This window comes from Streptomyces sp. NPDC086777 (assembly GCF_040702065.1).
Lineage (GTDB): Bacteria > Actinomycetota > Actinomycetes > Streptomycetales > Streptomycetaceae > Streptomyces.
This window is the reverse complement of the sequence record NZ_JBFBJI010000002.1, coordinates 29,177-43,214: the sequence shown is the minus strand read 5'-3', so window position 1 is coordinate 43,214 and position 14,038 is coordinate 29,177. Positions and strand designations below refer to the sequence as shown.

18 protein-coding genes are annotated in these 14,038 nt (G+C 71.8%); 7 read left to right on the top strand and 11 right to left on the bottom strand.

The features are described 5' to 3' along the window. Positions 1–188 precede the first annotated feature (188 nt). Entirely contained in the window at positions 189–1,208 is a 1,020-nt protein-coding gene (locus AB0472_RS02780) for a phosphatase PAP2 family protein (RefSeq protein ID WP_366352790.1), read from the top strand. A gap of 106 nt (positions 1,209–1,314) precedes the next feature. Here the strand turns inward: AB0472_RS02780 and AB0472_RS02775 are convergent, their stop codons facing one another. Next, on the bottom strand, positions 1,315–1,530 hold the full coding sequence (locus AB0472_RS02775; RefSeq protein ID WP_366352788.1) for an I78 family peptidase inhibitor: 216 nt from the start codon (positions 1,528–1,530) through the stop codon (positions 1,315–1,317). Positions 1,531–2,023: 493 nt separating this feature from the next. Beyond that, entirely contained in the window at positions 2,024–2,719 is a 696-nt protein-coding gene (locus AB0472_RS02770) for a transglycosylase family protein (protein WP_366352786.1), read from the bottom strand. Positions 2,720–3,260: 541 nt separating this feature from the next. Here AB0472_RS02770 and AB0472_RS02765 point away from each other — a divergent pair. Together AB0472_RS02765 and AB0472_RS02760 are read left to right on the top strand one after the other, a co-directional pair. Then, positions 3,261–4,046, top strand: a complete 786-nt coding sequence (locus AB0472_RS02765) for a hypothetical protein (RefSeq protein WP_366352784.1) — start codon at positions 3,261–3,263, stop codon at positions 4,044–4,046. A 133-nt stretch (positions 4,047–4,179) separates the two neighbouring features. Beyond that, positions 4,180–4,587 (top strand): hypothetical protein, encoded by a 408-nt coding sequence (locus AB0472_RS02760; protein WP_366352783.1) that lies wholly within the window; start codon positions 4,180–4,182, stop codon positions 4,585–4,587. A gap of 55 nt (positions 4,588–4,642) precedes the next feature. Here AB0472_RS02760 and der read toward each other — a convergent pair whose 3' ends face one another. The 6 genes from der to AB0472_RS02730 form a co-directional block, all read right to left on the bottom strand. After that, positions 4,643–6,127, bottom strand: a complete 1,485-nt coding sequence (gene der / locus AB0472_RS02755) for a ribosome biogenesis GTPase Der (RefSeq protein WP_366352782.1) — start codon at positions 6,125–6,127, stop codon at positions 4,643–4,645. Between the two features lie 77 nt (positions 6,128–6,204). Continuing rightward, positions 6,205–6,792, bottom strand: a complete 588-nt coding sequence (locus AB0472_RS02750) for a lysophospholipid acyltransferase family protein (RefSeq protein ID WP_366353446.1) — start codon at positions 6,790–6,792, stop codon at positions 6,205–6,207. A 53-nt stretch (positions 6,793–6,845) separates the two neighbouring features. After that, positions 6,846–7,532: a (d)CMP kinase gene (cmk, locus tag AB0472_RS02745; protein ID WP_366352780.1), complete on the bottom strand. Its 687-nt coding sequence runs from the start codon at positions 7,530–7,532 to the stop codon at positions 6,846–6,848. Between the two features lie 96 nt (positions 7,533–7,628). After that, entirely contained in the window at positions 7,629–8,714 is a 1,086-nt protein-coding gene (locus tag AB0472_RS02740) for a prephenate dehydrogenase (RefSeq protein WP_366352778.1), read from the bottom strand. Then, on the bottom strand, positions 8,711–9,073 hold the full coding sequence (gene aroH, locus AB0472_RS02735; protein WP_366352776.1) for a chorismate mutase: 363 nt from the start codon (positions 9,071–9,073) through the stop codon (positions 8,711–8,713). The genes AB0472_RS02740 and aroH overlap by 4 nt, the downstream gene beginning before the upstream one ends. 95 nt (positions 9,074–9,168) lie before the next feature. Beyond that, complete coding sequence (locus tag AB0472_RS02730; protein WP_366352775.1) at positions 9,169–9,342, bottom strand: hypothetical protein; 174 nt, start codon at positions 9,340–9,342, stop codon at positions 9,169–9,171. A 125-nt stretch (positions 9,343–9,467) separates the two neighbouring features. Between AB0472_RS02730 and AB0472_RS02725 the strand changes: the two genes are divergently transcribed. Genes AB0472_RS02725 through AB0472_RS02710 form a run of 4 tightly spaced genes read left to right on the top strand, consistent with a single transcriptional unit; the run spans position 9,468 to position 11,538 of the window. Continuing rightward, on the top strand, positions 9,468–9,662 hold the full coding sequence (locus tag AB0472_RS02725; protein WP_366352774.1) for a hypothetical protein: 195 nt from the start codon (positions 9,468–9,470) through the stop codon (positions 9,660–9,662). Between the two features lie 29 nt (positions 9,663–9,691). Then, a complete protein-coding gene (locus tag AB0472_RS02720; RefSeq protein WP_366352773.1) occupies positions 9,692–10,276 on the top strand; it encodes a DUF6529 family protein in 585 nt (194 codons plus the stop codon). Beyond that, positions 10,273–10,773 (top strand): Rieske (2Fe-2S) protein, encoded by a 501-nt coding sequence (locus tag AB0472_RS02715; protein ID WP_366352771.1) that lies wholly within the window; start codon positions 10,273–10,275, stop codon positions 10,771–10,773. Before AB0472_RS02720 ends, AB0472_RS02715 begins: the two co-directional genes overlap by 4 nt. A 21-nt stretch (positions 10,774–10,794) precedes the next feature. Beyond that, on the top strand, positions 10,795–11,538 hold the full coding sequence (locus tag AB0472_RS02710) for a nucleotidyltransferase domain-containing protein (protein ID WP_366352769.1): 744 nt from the start codon (positions 10,795–10,797) through the stop codon (positions 11,536–11,538). Here AB0472_RS02710 and AB0472_RS02705 read toward each other — a convergent pair. Genes AB0472_RS02705 through AB0472_RS02695 form a run of 3 tightly spaced genes read right to left on the bottom strand, consistent with a single transcriptional unit; the run spans position 11,464 to position 13,965 of the window. Next, positions 11,464–12,222 (bottom strand): nucleotidyltransferase domain-containing protein, encoded by a 759-nt coding sequence (locus tag AB0472_RS02705; RefSeq protein ID WP_366352768.1) that lies wholly within the window; start codon positions 12,220–12,222, stop codon positions 11,464–11,466. The genes AB0472_RS02710 and AB0472_RS02705 overlap by 75 nt on opposite strands. 4 nt (positions 12,223–12,226) lie before the next feature. Then, a complete protein-coding gene (locus AB0472_RS02700; RefSeq protein WP_366352766.1) occupies positions 12,227–13,249 on the bottom strand; it encodes an ADP-ribosylglycohydrolase family protein in 1,023 nt (340 codons plus the stop codon). After that, positions 13,246–13,965 carry an NUDIX domain-containing protein gene (locus tag AB0472_RS02695; protein WP_366353444.1) on the bottom strand — a complete coding sequence of 240 codons (720 nt, stop codon included), beginning with the start codon at positions 13,963–13,965 and terminating at the stop codon, positions 13,246–13,248. Before AB0472_RS02695 ends, AB0472_RS02700 begins: the two co-directional genes overlap by 4 nt. Between the last annotated feature and the right edge of the window lie 73 nt (positions 13,966–14,038).

The window sequence follows — 14,038 nt, the reverse complement described above, 5'->3', positions numbered from 1 at the left end:
GTTAACGAATTCATAAGTGCCATAAAACGGCGACCCGACATGATCAAAGGAATTGAAGGGCAGACCCGCCGAGGATTACGGAATCCTTAGAATTCGGAGACCTCCTGAGAGGTTTCCCACATCACATCGTCATCACAAAGCCGCTGTTTCGTCCGGGAACAGAGCTCACTCGCTGTAACGTCGATTGGGTGCGTACCGAACGAAACCTCACCCGTCTGGACCGGGTGTTCGCCAGGCTGGACCGTGAGTCGGAACGGCCGGCCCACATTGATGTGCCGAAGATGAGCCGGCACCGGGTCGTGTTGTTCACCGCGACCCTCGCCTTCTACCTGGCGATCGTGTGGGCCGTCGTGATCACGTCCTGGCTGGTCCGGCTCGACTGGCAGGTCATGTTCTTCAGGCCCTACCAGCAGTGGTCGGAGATCCACTGGTTCGTCGACTACTACGTGGTCCTCGGCCAGCGCGGTCCGACCGCCGTGATGGTGGCGGCCTGGCTGGGCTGGCGCTCCTGGCGGCAGCACACGCTGCGCCCGATGCTGACCCTCGGCGCCTCGCTGCTGCTGCTCAACATCACGGTCGGCGCCGCCAAGCTCGGCATGGGGCGCCTCGGACCGCACTACGCGACCGTCATCGGCTCGAACGAGATGGGCCTGGGCGGCGATATATTCCCCAGCGGACACACCGCCAACGCGGTGGTGACCTGGGGAATTCTTGCATATCTGGCCTCCACCCCGAGAGCCCGCCGCTGGCTCTCCGCCGGCTCGGCGGTCACCTCCCTCGGCGTCGGCATGTCCACCGTCTACCTCGGTACGCACTGGCTGAGCGACGTGTTGCTGGGCTGGGCGGCGGGGCTGCTGATCCTGCTGGCGCTGCCGTGGTGCGAGCCGTTCATCGCCCGCGCCGAGACCTGGCTCTTCGACCTGCGCGACCGCTGGCGCGCCCGCCGCGGCAGCACGATGCCCGCACCGGTCCCGGTGCCCGTGGTCCTCAAGCCGCGCCCGGCGCCCGTCGAGCAGGCGGCGCCGGAACGCGAGCCGGTCTCCCTGTCCCGCCCGCCCAGGGCCCCGATCCATCTGGCGCCCGGCCCGCACACGGCCCGCTCGGAGCGCACCCCGGTGACCCCGGCAGGCAGCCGGCGCCCGCAGCACCCCGAGCGGCCGCCGCGCGGCACCGCGGCCCAGGCGGCCCGCCCGCTGACGGGCGGCTGACGGCCGTACGGAGGCAACAGCGGGGTCAGGTACGCACAGCCGACCCCGGCACCGCGAAGGCCCCGGTTTCCGCACTGCGGAAACCGGGGCCTTCGCCGTCGTACGGTCAGCCCTTCCAGGCGCGTGCCACGACGCCGTCCCGTACCTCGAAGTTGAGCCGCCCCACCCGGTACTCCATGGTGATGATCGCGCCCGGCGGCAGCGAGCGCACGGTGGTCCATCCATGCTGCCGGGCGAGCCGTTCCGCGTCGCCCGCGTCGCGGCCTACGTACCCTTGCGGGCTGTCCTGGGGCTCCGTCGGCGGAGCGGTGTCCGGTGCCATGCCGCCCACGCTAGGCCGCTTCCGGCGGCGACGGAAGCCGAAGTCCCGCGTCCGCCCCCGGTCACACTTCTGTCACAGAACCACGACACGCGTTTCGGTCGAACTCCGTCACACGTATGAGCGGTTCCATGCGTCTTCCTGGCGCATTCGAGCGCAATTCCCCGACGCCGGTAGGGTCTTCCGAAAAGCCGCCGGAAAGAACCCGGGGCGGGGATCCGGGACGCACCGGCACCCGCATTCCATTTCGATTCCGAGGGTCCGCGCCGAAGCTGACACCGCATAAGAGATTCACCGGTCCGGCACAGAACCCCCGTACCACGCGGGTAGGCCCGGGGGTGCGGCAACGTGAACTCGGAGCGTGCCGTCCGCACATGAATCGCCCTCACATACGGGCGCGCACCCCATTCGGAGCATGTACATGTCCCCACGAAACGCACCGCGCCCCGCCCGGTCGGACCGGGCGGGGCGCGGTGGTGCGGGGCAGGGGTACGCGTCAGAGCGCGAGGTGCTGCCCCGGCATGATCAGGTTCGGGTCGTCGCCGATGACGGCCCGGTTGGCGGCGTAGAGGCGCTGCCAGCTGGTGCCGTGCCGCTCGGCGATCCGGCTCAGGGTGTCGCCCTCGCGGACGGTGTAGCCGCCCTTGGCCGGGGTGCGGCCGGTGCCGGTCGTCGGGTGCTGCGGCGCCTTCGCCGCGGGGGCCGACTTCCGGGTGGTCGGCGTCGCCGACGACTTCGTCGGCCTGGTCGCCGACTCCGTGCTGCTCTTCGTGGTCACCGAGGCGCTCTCGGGCGCCGAGCCGGTCGCCCCGGCCCGCCCCGAGCAGACCGGCCACGCGCCCCAGCCCTGGGCGTGCTGGACCTTGGTGGCGACGGCGATCTGCGCTTGCCTGGAGGCCTGGTCGGCCGTCGACGCGTAGGCGGAGCCGCCGTACGCGCGCCAGGTGGAGGCGGAGAACTGGAGTCCGCCGAAGTAGCCGTTGCCGGTGTTGATGTGCCAGTTGCCGCCGCTCTCGCACTGGGCGATGCGGTCCCACACTCCGTTGTCCGCCGCCGCGGCGTTGCCGGTGGCGGCCAGCAGGCCCAGCGGGGCGAGCAGCGCCGCTCCGGCCAGGGCGGCCGTCGTACGGCCCTTGCGGGAGCCGTTCTTGTTCGCGGCGGTCTCACGGGTGGTATCGGCACACTCGGACATGTATTTCCCTCTCCACGTACCCGGGCTCCCCCAGGCGGGACGCGGTCCCCGCGCGATGGACGCGGTTCCTCGCGCTCGCCCCGCCCGCCACGGCCGGTACTGCGGTGGTGCTCTGCCTGATGCCGGCCGGCGGACGTACCCGAGCGGTGCTCGCTGCACACGGCGGAGGAATCTAGAGATCGGGAACGCCCGAAATCAACCAACTCCCCGTCGAGCCAGGCCAGTTCGACGTTACCGCCGGTAGCGGCGATTTCCGGCCACCCACTACATTCCAGGATTTCGTGATTTGTCGACCGCGGGTTCAACGGATCTGTGATTCACTTCACCGCGTCAAACTCCTTTGGCATGCGAAGAGTTGACGGGGAGTGCCGGATTCCGCACGACGGGTGACCCTGTGCAGTGGTTGGTTCGATCCCGTTCCCCCCAATGCGTGACCCCCACCACAGATCACCCGTTGTCTTCTTCATGAGCCCGCGACCCCGGGGGCTCACGGACCCGGAGCCACCCGGGCCTTCACGTACCGCATCCCGAGGGAGCCACCGTGCCGCGCATGCTCGACGTCAGCGACGAGGTACGCGCCGAGATCGGCGACGAAGAAGCCGACCGGCTGCTCGCCGGAGACAACGCCCCCGGCAGCTACGACTGCACGTCCTGCCGCACCCCGGGCGACTCCGAACAGGAGCGCACCAGCACCGTCCTGTTCATCGGCGACGAGACCGCCGTCCTCGCCTTCGCCCACGCCACCTGCCTGCCCTCGCAGGTCGTCCAGGTCACCGAGGAGCAGCTGCAGGGCGCGGTCCGCTCCATCAACGGCGACAGCGCGCCCGGCGGCGGGACGCAGAGGTCCGTGCCCGAGCAGGCGGTGCTCGGGGTGACCAGCGGACTCGTGCTGATCGCCGGGGAGTTGCACCCCGCGCTGGTCGTGGAGCCGACCTCGCCGATCGTGCGGCCCGGCACGGACGGGGTGGGCGACGACTTCCTGCCGCTCCTCATCGAGCAGGGCTTCATGCCGGTGCCGCAGCTGACCGCGGTGCCGCCGGTGCTGCACGGGTGGTCGGTGCTGCTGGCGGTGGGTCAGCTGCACGCGGTGCTGCAGCCAGGACCGACGGGCGGGCAGCCGGTGGCGTGGTGGCAGGCGCATCAGCCGCTGCAGGTGACCGACGGATGGCGGGCGGCCGCCAACAAGCACCAGCAGGTGCTGATGTTCGCGGCGCCGGTGGGGTCGATCGGGCGGCAGCCCCGGGAGGATCTGCTGCGCGACGCGATCGACAAGGCGGCGGCGAACGGGAAGCTGGTGGCGGCGGCCCTGCCGCTGGCAGGGGTCTGAGGGCACCCCATGGGGTGGGGACTACTGCGTACGGGCGACTACGGGTGTTCGTGGCCGGTCGCGCAGTTCCCCGCGCCCCTAAAGGGGCGTCACCGGGCCGCATCTCTTCACGAATCCGGTCGTTTGGACATACGTGCACGCATACGACCTTCCCCCCCACCGGCCGTCCTTCTCCGCCGTTCCCGCTGCCCGGATGCATCAGGAGGCCCAGGGCGGGATCTCCGCCACGCCGATCTACGACTCGCTCTACACGGAGTGGGTCAAGGCCTTCCGTACGCTGCCGGGTGATCGCAGCGGGGAGGAGTCCCTGGGGTTCGTCGCCTTCGGGACCGCCCCGTTCAGTACCGGCACCCACGGTCTGGGGTCGTACGGAGGGAGCTCGTACAGCGCGTACAGCGCGGGTGCCTACAGCGCCCGCAGCGGTGGCGGGCAGCCGCAGCCACCGCAGTGGCAGCGGATCGGGACGCTCGGACGGGCCCAGGAGAACGGCATGGCACCCGTGCCGGTGGCGCTTCCGCCGGCACCGCGCCGGGGGATGTGACGTACGGGAGAGGGGCGGTCACCGGGTCCGGTGGCCGCCCCTCTCCTGTGCGTCCCTACTTCTTCTTGGTGCCGCGCTTCTCGCGCACCCGTACGGAGATATGGATCGGCGTGCCCTCGAAGCCGAACTCCTCACGCAGCCGGCGTTCGATGAAGCGGCGGTAGCCCGCCTCGATGAAGCCGGAGGCGAACAGCACGAACCGCGGCGGCTTGGTGCCGGCCTGGGTGCCGAACAGGATGCGCGGCTGCTTGCCGCCCCGGACCGGGTGCGGGTGGGCCGAGACCAGCTCGCCGAGGAAGGCGTTGAGACGGCCGGTGGGAACGCGGGTCTCCCAGCCGGCGAGGGCGGTCTCGATGGCGGGGACCAGCTTCTCCATGTGCCGGCCGGTGCGGGCCGAGACGTTGACGCGGGGTGCCCAGGCGACCTGGCCGAGCTCGGTCTCGATCTCGCGCTCCAGGTAGTAGCGGCGCTCCTCGTCGAGGGTGTCCCACTTGTTGAAGGCGAGGACGACCGCGCGGCCCGCCTCGACGGCCATGGTGACGATCCGCTGGTCCTGCACCGAGATGTTCTCGGAGGCGTCCAGCAGGATGACCGCGAGCTCGGCCTTCTCGACGGCGGCCGCGGTGCGCAGCGAGGCGTAGTAGTCGGCGCCCTGCTGCAGGTGGACGCGCTTGCGGATGCCGGCGGTGTCGACGAACTTCCAGGTGATGCCACCGAGTTCGATCAGCTCGTCGACGGGGTCGCGGGTGGTGCCGGCGATCTCGTTGACGACGACGCGCTCCTCGCCCGCCACCTTGTTGAGGAGGGAGGACTTGCCGACGTTGGGGCGGCCGATGAGGGCGATCCGGCGGGGGCCGCCGGGGCCGGGGCCGCCGAAGGTCTGCTCGGGCGCCTCGGGCAGCGCCTCCAGGACGGCGTCCAGCATGTCGCCGGTGCCGCGGCCGTGCAGGGCGGAGACCGGGTGCGGCTCGCCGAGGCCGAGCGACCAGAGATAGGCCGCGTCGGCCTCGCCGCTGGGGCCGTCGACCTTGTTGGCGGCCAGCACGACGGGCTTGCCGGCCTTGCGCAGCAGCCGTACGACCGCCTCGTCGGTGTCGGTCGCGCCGACCTTGGCGTCGACGACGAAGACGACCGCGTCGGCCGCCTCGATCGCGTACTCGGCCTGGGCGGCCACGGAGGCGTCGATGCCGAGGACGTCCTGCTCCCAGCCGCCGGTGTCGACGACCTTGAAGCGGCGGCCGGCCCACTCGGCCTCGTAGGTCACGCGGTCCCGGGTGACACCGGGCTTGTCCTCGACGACGGCCTCGCGGCGGCCGATGATGCGGTTGACCAGGGTCGACTTGCCGACGTTGGGGCGGCCCACGACGGCCAGGACGGGCAGCGGGCCGTGCCCGGCCGCCTCGATGGCGCCCTCGACGTCCTCGATGTCGAAGCCCTCTTCGGCGGCGAGCTCCATGAACTCCGCGTACTCGGTGTCACCGAGTGCCCCGTGGTCGTACTCGTGCTCAGCCGAGTCGCCGGGCTGGATGTGGTCGTTCATGAAGTCCGTACCTCGTCGTTCATCGTGGTGATCGGTGGATCAGCCCGAAAAGGGGCTGATCCACTACTAAGTGTCGCTTAGCGTCCGGTGAGACGCCTGGCGTTTTCCAGGTGGCCGGCGAGCTGCTTCTGGATGCGCTCGGTGGCCTCGTCCAGGGCCTTGCGGGTGCGGCGGCCGGTGCCGTCGCCCGCCTCGAAGGGGTCGCCGAAGACGACGTCGACCCGGGAACGCAGCGGGGGCAGCCCCTTGACCAGTCGCCCCTGCCGCTCGGAGCTTCCCAGTACGGCCACCGGGACGATCGGCGCCCCGGAGCGCACCGCGAAGTAGGCGAGGCCCGCGCGCAGGGCGGCGAAGTCGCCGTCGCCGCGGCTGCCCTCGGGGAATATGCCGAGCACTCCCCCGGCCTCCAGGACGCCGAGCGCCCGGGTGACCGCCGTGCGGTCGGTGGACCGGCGGTCCACCTTCAGCTGCCCGATCCGGGTCAGGAACGGGTCGAGCGGGCCGACGAACGCCTCCTTCTTGATGAGGAAGTGCGTCGGCCGGGGCGCCACGCCCATGACCATCGGGCCGTCGATGTTGTGGGAGTGGTTCACGGCGAGGATCGCCGGGCCCTGCGCGGGCACCTTCCAGGAGCCGAGCACCCGCGGCTTCCACAGCCCGTACATCAGGCCGACCCCGATGCGGCGCCCGGCCTCGGCGCCGCGCTGCGACGGAAGGCTCACTTCCCGGCCCGCTTCTCCTCGACGAGGGTGACGACGCACTCGATGACCTGCGCCAGCGTCAGCTCGGTGGTGTCCACCTCGACCGCGTCGGCGGCCTTGGCGAGCGGTGAGGTCTTGCGGGACGAGTCGGCCGCGTCCCGCTTGACCAGGGCCTCGCGGGTGGCGGCGACGTCGGCGCCCTTCAGCTCGCCGCTGCGGCGGGCCGCGCGGGCCTCCGGGGAGGCGGTGAGGAAGACCTTGAGGTCGGCGTCGGGCAGCACGGTCGTGCCGATGTCCCGGCCCTCGACGACGATGCCGTGCGCGGCGGCCCGGGCCAGCGTCCGCTGCAGCTCGCTGATCCTGGTCCGCACCTCGGGTACCGCGCTGACCGCGCTGACCTTGGAGGTGACCTCCTCGGTGCGGATCGGGCCGGAGACGTCCACGCCGTCGACGGTGATCGTCGGCTTGACCGGGTCGGTGCCGGAGACGATCTCGGGCTTGCCGGCCACCGCGGCGATCGCGGTCGGGTCGGTGAGGTCGATGCCGCTGTTCACCATCCACCAGGTGATCGCCCGGTACTGGGCGCCGGTGTCCAGGTAGCTCAGGCCGAGCTGCTCGGCCACGGCCTTGGACGTGCTCGACTTGCCGGTGCCCGAGGGGCCGTCGATCGCGACAATCACGGGCTTTACGGCGCCGTTTTCCACGGGTGGAGACCTTCCGGGTGCAGGGTGGTGGGTGATGTTCGGGCGGCGGTGCGCCCCGCACAAGGTTACCGGCCCCCGGGGCCGTCGTTTCCAGCGCTACTGGCGCAGCGCCCAGCCCCGGTCCCGCAGCGCCGACGTGAGCATCGGCACCGCCTTCGGCTCCACCCAGAGCTGGACGTGACCGGCCTGCTGGCCGGTCGCGTGCTCGATGCGCACGTCCTCGATGTTGACCCCGGCCGCCCCGGCGTCCGCGAAGATCCGGGCCAGTTGTCCCGGCTGGTCGTCGATGAGCACCGCCACGACCTCGTACACACGCGGCGCCGAGCCGTGCTTGCCGGGTACCCGCACCTGGCCGGCGTTGCCGCGGCGCAGCACGTCCTCGATGCCGGCCCCGCCCGCGCGCCGCTTGTCCGCGTCCGAGGACTGCAGGGCGCGCAGGGCGCCGACCGTCTCGTCGAGGTCGGCGGAGACGTCGGCGAGCAGGTCGGCGACCGGCCCGGGGTTCGCGGAGAGGATGTCGATCCACATCCCGGGGTCGGAGGCGGCGATCCGGGTGACGTCCCGGATGCCCTGCCCGCACAGCCGTACGGCCGACTCGTCGGCGTGCTCCAGGCGGGCGGCGACCATGCTGGAGACCAGGTGGGGCATGTGGGAGACGAGGGCGACGGCGCGGTCGTGGGCGTCGGCGTCCATGACGACCGGCAGAGCCCGGCAGAGCGAGACCAGTTCCAGGGCGAGGTTCAGCACCTCGGTGTCGGTGTCCCGGGTCGGGGTGAGCACCCAGGGCCGGCCCTCGAACAGGTCGGCGGTGGCCGCCAGCGGTCCGGACTTCTCCCGGCCCGACATGGGGTGCGTCCCGATATACGACGACAGGTCCAGGCCCTTCGCCTCCAGCTCCCGGCGCGGGCCGCCCTTGACGCTGGCCACGTCGGCGTAGCCGCGGGCCAGACCCCTGGTCATCGCATCCGCGAGGACGGCGGCGACGTGGGCGGGCGGGGCGGCGACGATCGCCAGGTCGACCGGGCCGCCGGGGGCCTCGTCGGTGCCGGCGCCGAGCGCGGCCGCGGTGCGGGCCTGCTCCGGGTCGTGGTCGGCGAGGTGGACGACGACGCCCCGCTGGGCGAGGGCGAGCGCGGCGGACGTACCGATGAGACCGGTACCGATGACGAGCGCGGTCCTCACTGGGCGATGTCCTTGCGCAGGGCGGCCGCGGCACCGAGGTAGACGTGGTTGATGTCGGCACGGGGCCGGTCGGACTCGATGTGCGCCAGGATCCGTACGACGCGGGGCATGGCGCCCGCGATGTCCAGCTCCTGGGCGCAGATCAGCGGCACGTCGACGATGCCCAGCTTGCGCGCGGCGGCCGCCGGGAAGTCGCTGTGCAGGTCGGGCGTGGCCGTGAACCAGATGCTGATCAGGTCGTCGGCGGACAGGCCGTTCCGCTCCAGGATGGCCGTGAGCAGCGCTCCGACCTGCTCGTCCATGTGGCCGGCCTCGTCCCGCTCCAGCTGGACGGCCCCCCGGACCGCTCGTACCGCCACGGCGCTGCTCCTGTTCTGACGTCGCCCTCTTGCTCCGTCCAGCCTAGTCAGACCGCCACCGCTCCCGTACGCCGCGCCCGCCCGCTGAGACGTCCCTAGTCCTTCCGGGCGGCCGGAGCGGACTTCGCGAGGGTCTCCAGAAGTCCGCCGAGCGAACTGCCGCCCTGGCCGTGGCTCATCGCGTCGATCAGCGTGGTCAGCCTCCCGGCGGCCGCGGCGTCGTCACCGAGGAGGCTGCCGAGTATGTTTTCGAGGTCATTGCCTGCCATGGCCCTAATGTCACGCATATGACCCAATTCCGCTACTCGGGGTGAAATCCCCCCGTGCGCCTCCTTACGCCGGGCCCGTCGGTCCGCTCTGATGTCAGGCAGACCCACCCTGGGAGAGGTCCGCCATGAAACGCCCCGGTCCGTTGCTGACCCTGCTCGCGGGTCTGCTGCTCGGCCTGCTCACGCTGGCGCTCGACGCGACGGCGGGGACCAGGAACGCCTCGTCGTCGCACCAGGAGAAGCCACCGAGTCCGCCGTCGGCGACCAGCGCGGCGTCCCCGGCCCCGTCGCCGCTCGCCGACGGCCGCCAGGCCGCCTGACGTCCGGCCGTGACCCGAGGGAGCCGACCATGACCGTCGACCCGAACGCCGCCGTCCCGAGCCGACCGCCGCAGGAGCCGAACCGCCACGGCCCGCACCCCGTCCGCTACCTGGTCCCCGTCCTGGTGGCCGGCGCGGTCGCGGTCGCCCTCGGCCTCTACGGCGGGCTCCACCACCCGGCCGGGCGCGTCTTCGGCCTCGGCGCCTTCAGCAGCACGTTCGCCGGGAAGACGTGGCTGGCCTCGATCGCGCTCTTCTTCGCGCTCGTCCAGCTGGTCTCCGCGCTGATGCTGTACGGCAGGCTGCCGGGACCGCGCTGGTCCTCGGGTCTGCACCGCTGGTCGGGGCGGATCGCCTTCCTGGTCGCCGTCCCGGTGGCGGTGCACTGCCTGTACGCGTTGGGCTATCAGACGTACGAAACGCGCGTTTTGTGGCACTCCCTCCTGGGTTGCTTCTTCTTCGGTGTTTTCAGTGCCAAGATGCTCCTGCTCCGCTGGGAGCGACTCCCTGGCTGGCTGCTGCCGATCGTCGGTGGGCTGGTGTTCGCCGCGCTCACGCTCGTCTGGCTGACGTCCGCATTCTGGTTCTTCCGTACGTTCGGGGTGACGACATGACCGACGGCTCCACTCGGCGCACCATGCTCACGACGGGTACCGCGGCACTCGCCGCGACCTGCGTGGGCTGCGGCAACAACAACGGCAACGGCTCCTCCAGCTCGTCGGAGACGCCCGCCTCCTCCGGGACACCGGCCTCCTCCCCGGCGTCGCCCACCACCGGGTCGTCCGCGGCCGCGTCCGCCTCCGGGTCGGCGAGCGCGGCCGCCGGGAAGGCGCTGGCGCAGACGAGTGACATTCCCGAGGGCGGCGGCACGATCTTCAAGGACCAGAAGATCGTGGTGACCCAGCCGGCGAAGGGCCAGTTCAAGGCCTTCTCGGCGATCTGCACGCACGAGGGCTGCACCGTGAGCCAGGTGGCGGACGGCACCATCGACTGCCCCTGCCACGGCAGCAAGTACCACATCGCCGACGGTTCGGTCGCCCACGGTCCGGCGACGCGGCCGCTGCCGGCCGAGTCGATCACGGTGAGCGGAAATTCGATCACCCTGGGCTGACCGGTCGCATACGCTCCGGGCATGCAGCCCGAGGACCTGGTACGCGACCACACGATCTACGCCTGTGTCATGGGGTCGCGGGCCTTCGGTCTGGCCACCGAGGACAGCGACACCGACCGCCGGGGGGTGTTCCTCGCCCCCACTCCCCTGTTCTGGGGCTTCGAGAAGCCGCCCAGGCATGTCGAGGGGCCGGGCGAGGAACGGTTCTCCTGGGAGCTGGAGCGGTTCTGCGAGCTGGCGCTGCGGGCCAATCCGAACATCCTGGAGTGCCTGCACTCGCCCCTGGTCGAGCACGTCGACGACACCGGCCGTGACCTGCTCGCGCTGCGCGGCGCCTTCCTCTCCCGGCGGGCCTACGACTCCTTCACCCGCTACGCCCTCGCCCAGCGCCGCAAGCTCGAAGCCGGCATCCGCGCGCACGGCGCCCCGCGCTGGAAGCACGCGATGCACCTGCTGCGGCTGCTGACGAGCGCCCGCGACCTGCTGCGCACCGGCGAGCTGACGATCGACGTCGGCGACCGGCGTGCGGAGTTCCTGGCGGTGAAGCGGGGCGAGGTCTCCTGGGCGGAGGTGGAGTCCCGGATGACCCGGCTCGCCGCGGAGACCGAGCGGGCCCTGCATTCCACCCCGCTCCCGGCGGAGCCGGACCACGCGCGCGTGGCCGGCTTCCTCTTCCGGGTCCGCCGGGACTCAGCCCTCCAGACGCACGCGGACCACCAGGTCGTGCAGGGCGTCGTGCGCGGTGGGCGCGTCGGGCAGCGCTGAGCCGTTCTGCGCCTCGTCGAGCAGGACGTGCAGCCGCTCGACGTCGGCCTCCACGCGCGCGTGCCCGACAGCGGCCCTGCCGTGCTCCTGTTCGGCCTTGGCGGCGATGAGGTCGGGCAGGTGGGCGGGTGCCTCGGGGACCTCGCCGAGGAGCGTGGGCAGGTGGGCCTGGACCTCGCCGCTGCGCATCAGGTGGATGCCGGTGAGCAGCACCCGGAAGGTGTAGAGCAGCGGCTTGAGTTCACCGGTCTTCTCGAACAGCCGCCACTGGGTGACCGCGAACCCCCGGTAGTGGTGGGCGTGGTGGCCGGTCAGCACGCCCGGGGCGAGAGCGGCCAGCTCGCGGTGCGTGTCGCCGGTGTGCACGACGAGCGGGGACAGGAGCTGCTCCAGCACGTAGCCGTTGCGGCGCAGCATCAGCCGCGTGAACTTGCGCAGGTCGTGGGTGACGAGATCCATCTCGACGCCGTAGTGCACCCAGGTCTTCGAGCGGGTCTCCTCCGGTTCACGCAGCCCGACCAGGTCGGCGGCGGGCAAGAGGTGGACGCCTCGCAGGTCCAGGTCGGAGTCCCGGGACGGGAAGCCGTACAGGTGCGCGCCGGAGACGGTCGCGAACAGCAGGGGGTCGGGCTGTTCGGCGACGACGGGCGCCAGGTCGAGGTCCGGATCAAGGTCGTCGATCATGCGCTCAAGCGTCCCAGAGCGCACCCAGGGTCAGCAGGTCGCCCCCGTACTCGATCCGGTCGGCCCACTCCGTCGGCCAGGCCTCCGCGCCCAGCCGGGCGCCCGCGAAGGCCCCGGTCAGGCAGGCGATCGAGTCGGAGTCGCCGGAGGAACAGGCGGCCCGGCGCAGCGCGAGCAGCGGCTCGCCGGGGAAGAGCAGGAAGCAGAGCAGCCCGGTCGCCAGGGCCTCCTCGGCGATCCAGCCGGCGCCGGTGGCCAGGCACGGGTCGGCCTCCGGCGAGGCGGTCCGCACGGCCTCCTGGAGCCGGTCGAGGATCTCCAGGCACTCGTCCCAGCCGCGCGCGACGAAGTCCTCGGGTGTCGCGTCCTGGCTGCGCGTCCACAGGTCGCCGAGCCAGGTGTGGTGGTAGCGGCCGCGGTTCTCGCGGGCGTACGACCGCAACTGCCCGACGAGTCCGTCCGGTTCGGCCCCCTGCGCGAGCAGGTGCACGGCGTGCGCGGTGAGGTCGGAGGCGGCCAGGGCGGTGGGGTGGCCGTGGGTGAGCCCGGCCTGCAACTGGGCGGCCCCGGCGCGCTGTTCGTCGCTCAGCCCGGGCGCGAGCCCGACGGGGGCGACCCGCATGTTGGCGCCGCAGCCCTTGGAGTCGATCTGACTGGCGTCCTGCCAGGCCCGGCCCTCGTCCTTCAGGAGGTTGCAGGCGCGCAAGCAGGTCCGTCCGGGCGCCCGGTTGTTCTCGGGCGACTGGTACCAGTTCACGAACTCCTCGCGCAGCGGCCGTTCCAGCCGCTCGGGCGCGAGCACTCCGCGGTCCATGGCGGTGCGCATCGCATGCCCCACGGCGAGGGTCATCTGGGTGTCGTCCGAGACGACGGCCGGCCGCAACAGCCCCATCTCCCGCCACGGCCCGAACTTGGCGAGGATCGAGGGCACATCGTTGAACTCGGTGGGGAAGCCGAGCGCGTCACCGAGGGCGAGGCCGATCAGGGAGCCGGTGGCGGCGCGTTTGTCGCCGATGTTCGTGGTCATGCGGGGCGTCCTTCCCGGGACGGGCGGAGCAGGGGCGGATGCAGCGCGGTGGCGGTGCCCGCGCGGTGGAGGGCGGCCGGTTTGCCGCGGCCGCCGGTCAGCCGGGCGGCGCCCGGGACGGGTTCGACGAAGCCGGGGGTGGCGAGCACCTTGCGGCGGAAGTTGGGGCGGTCCAGCGCGACGCCCCACACGGTCTCGTAGACGTGCTGCAGCTCGCCGAGGGTGAACTCGGGCGGGCAGAAGGCGGTGGCGAGGCAGCTGTACTCCAGCTTGGCGCCGACCCGTTCGTGGGCGTCGGCCAGGATCCGCTCGTGGTCGAAGGCGAGCGGCCGGCCCGGGTCGTACGGCAGCCAGCGCGCCTGGGCCGCGTCGCCGCCGCCGTGCGGTTCGGGGGCGTCGGGCAGCAGCGCGGTGAAGGCGACGGAGACGACCCGCATCCTCGGGTCGCGGTCCGGCTCGCTGTAGGTCCGCAGCTGCTCCAGGTGCAGTCCGGACACGTCCGACAGTCCGGTCTCCTCGGCGAGTTCCCGCCGGGCCGCCGTCTCGGCCGACTCCCGCGGCAGCAGGAAGCCGCCGGGGAGCGCCCACTGTCCGGCGTACGGCTCCTGCCCGCGCTCGACGAGCAGCACGTGCAGGGCGCCGGCGCGGAGGGTGAGGACGGCGAGGTCGACGGTGACGGCGAAGGGTTCGAAGGCGTACTTGTCGTAGCCCTGCATGCGCCCGTCCACCCCCCTCGATGATCGGAATCACTAATAGTCGGCACGACTATAAAGAGCCTTCGGGGTGCCG

What these genes read in the sequence shown, in the direction of transcription:
- AB0472_RS02710 (WP_366352769.1), top strand. Translation starts at nt 10,795, where the DNA reads ATGCAGCCCGAGGACCTGGTACGCGACCACACGATCTACGCCTGTGTC.
- der (WP_366352782.1), bottom strand. Translation starts at nt 6,127, where the DNA reads ATGAACGACCACATCCAGCCCGGCGACTCGGCTGAGCACGAGTACGAC.
- AB0472_RS02695 (WP_366353444.1), bottom strand. Translation starts at nt 13,965, where the DNA reads ATGCAGGGCTACGACAAGTACGCCTTCGAACCCTTCGCCGTCACCGTC.
- AB0472_RS02720 (WP_366352773.1), top strand. Translation starts at nt 9,692, where the DNA reads ATGACCGTCGACCCGAACGCCGCCGTCCCGAGCCGACCGCCGCAGGAG.
- AB0472_RS02750 (WP_366353446.1), bottom strand. Translation starts at nt 6,792, where the DNA reads ATGTACGGGCTGTGGAAGCCGCGGGTGCTCGGCTCCTGGAAGGTGCCC.
- AB0472_RS02705 (WP_366352768.1), bottom strand. Translation starts at nt 12,222, where the DNA reads ATGATCGACGACCTTGATCCGGACCTCGACCTGGCGCCCGTCGTCGCC.
- AB0472_RS02730 (WP_366352775.1), bottom strand. Translation starts at nt 9,342, where the DNA reads ATGGCAGGCAATGACCTCGAAAACATACTCGGCAGCCTCCTCGGTGAC.
- AB0472_RS02775 (WP_366352788.1), bottom strand. Translation starts at nt 1,530, where the DNA reads ATGGCACCGGACACCGCTCCGCCGACGGAGCCCCAGGACAGCCCGCAA.
- AB0472_RS02715 (WP_366352771.1), top strand. Translation starts at nt 10,273, where the DNA reads ATGACCGACGGCTCCACTCGGCGCACCATGCTCACGACGGGTACCGCG.
- AB0472_RS02770 (WP_366352786.1), bottom strand. Translation starts at nt 2,719, where the DNA reads ATGTCCGAGTGTGCCGATACCACCCGTGAGACCGCCGCGAACAAGAAC.
- AB0472_RS02700 (WP_366352766.1), bottom strand. Translation starts at nt 13,249, where the DNA reads ATGACCACGAACATCGGCGACAAACGCGCCGCCACCGGCTCCCTGATC.
- AB0472_RS02725 (WP_366352774.1), top strand. Translation starts at nt 9,468, where the DNA reads ATGAAACGCCCCGGTCCGTTGCTGACCCTGCTCGCGGGTCTGCTGCTC.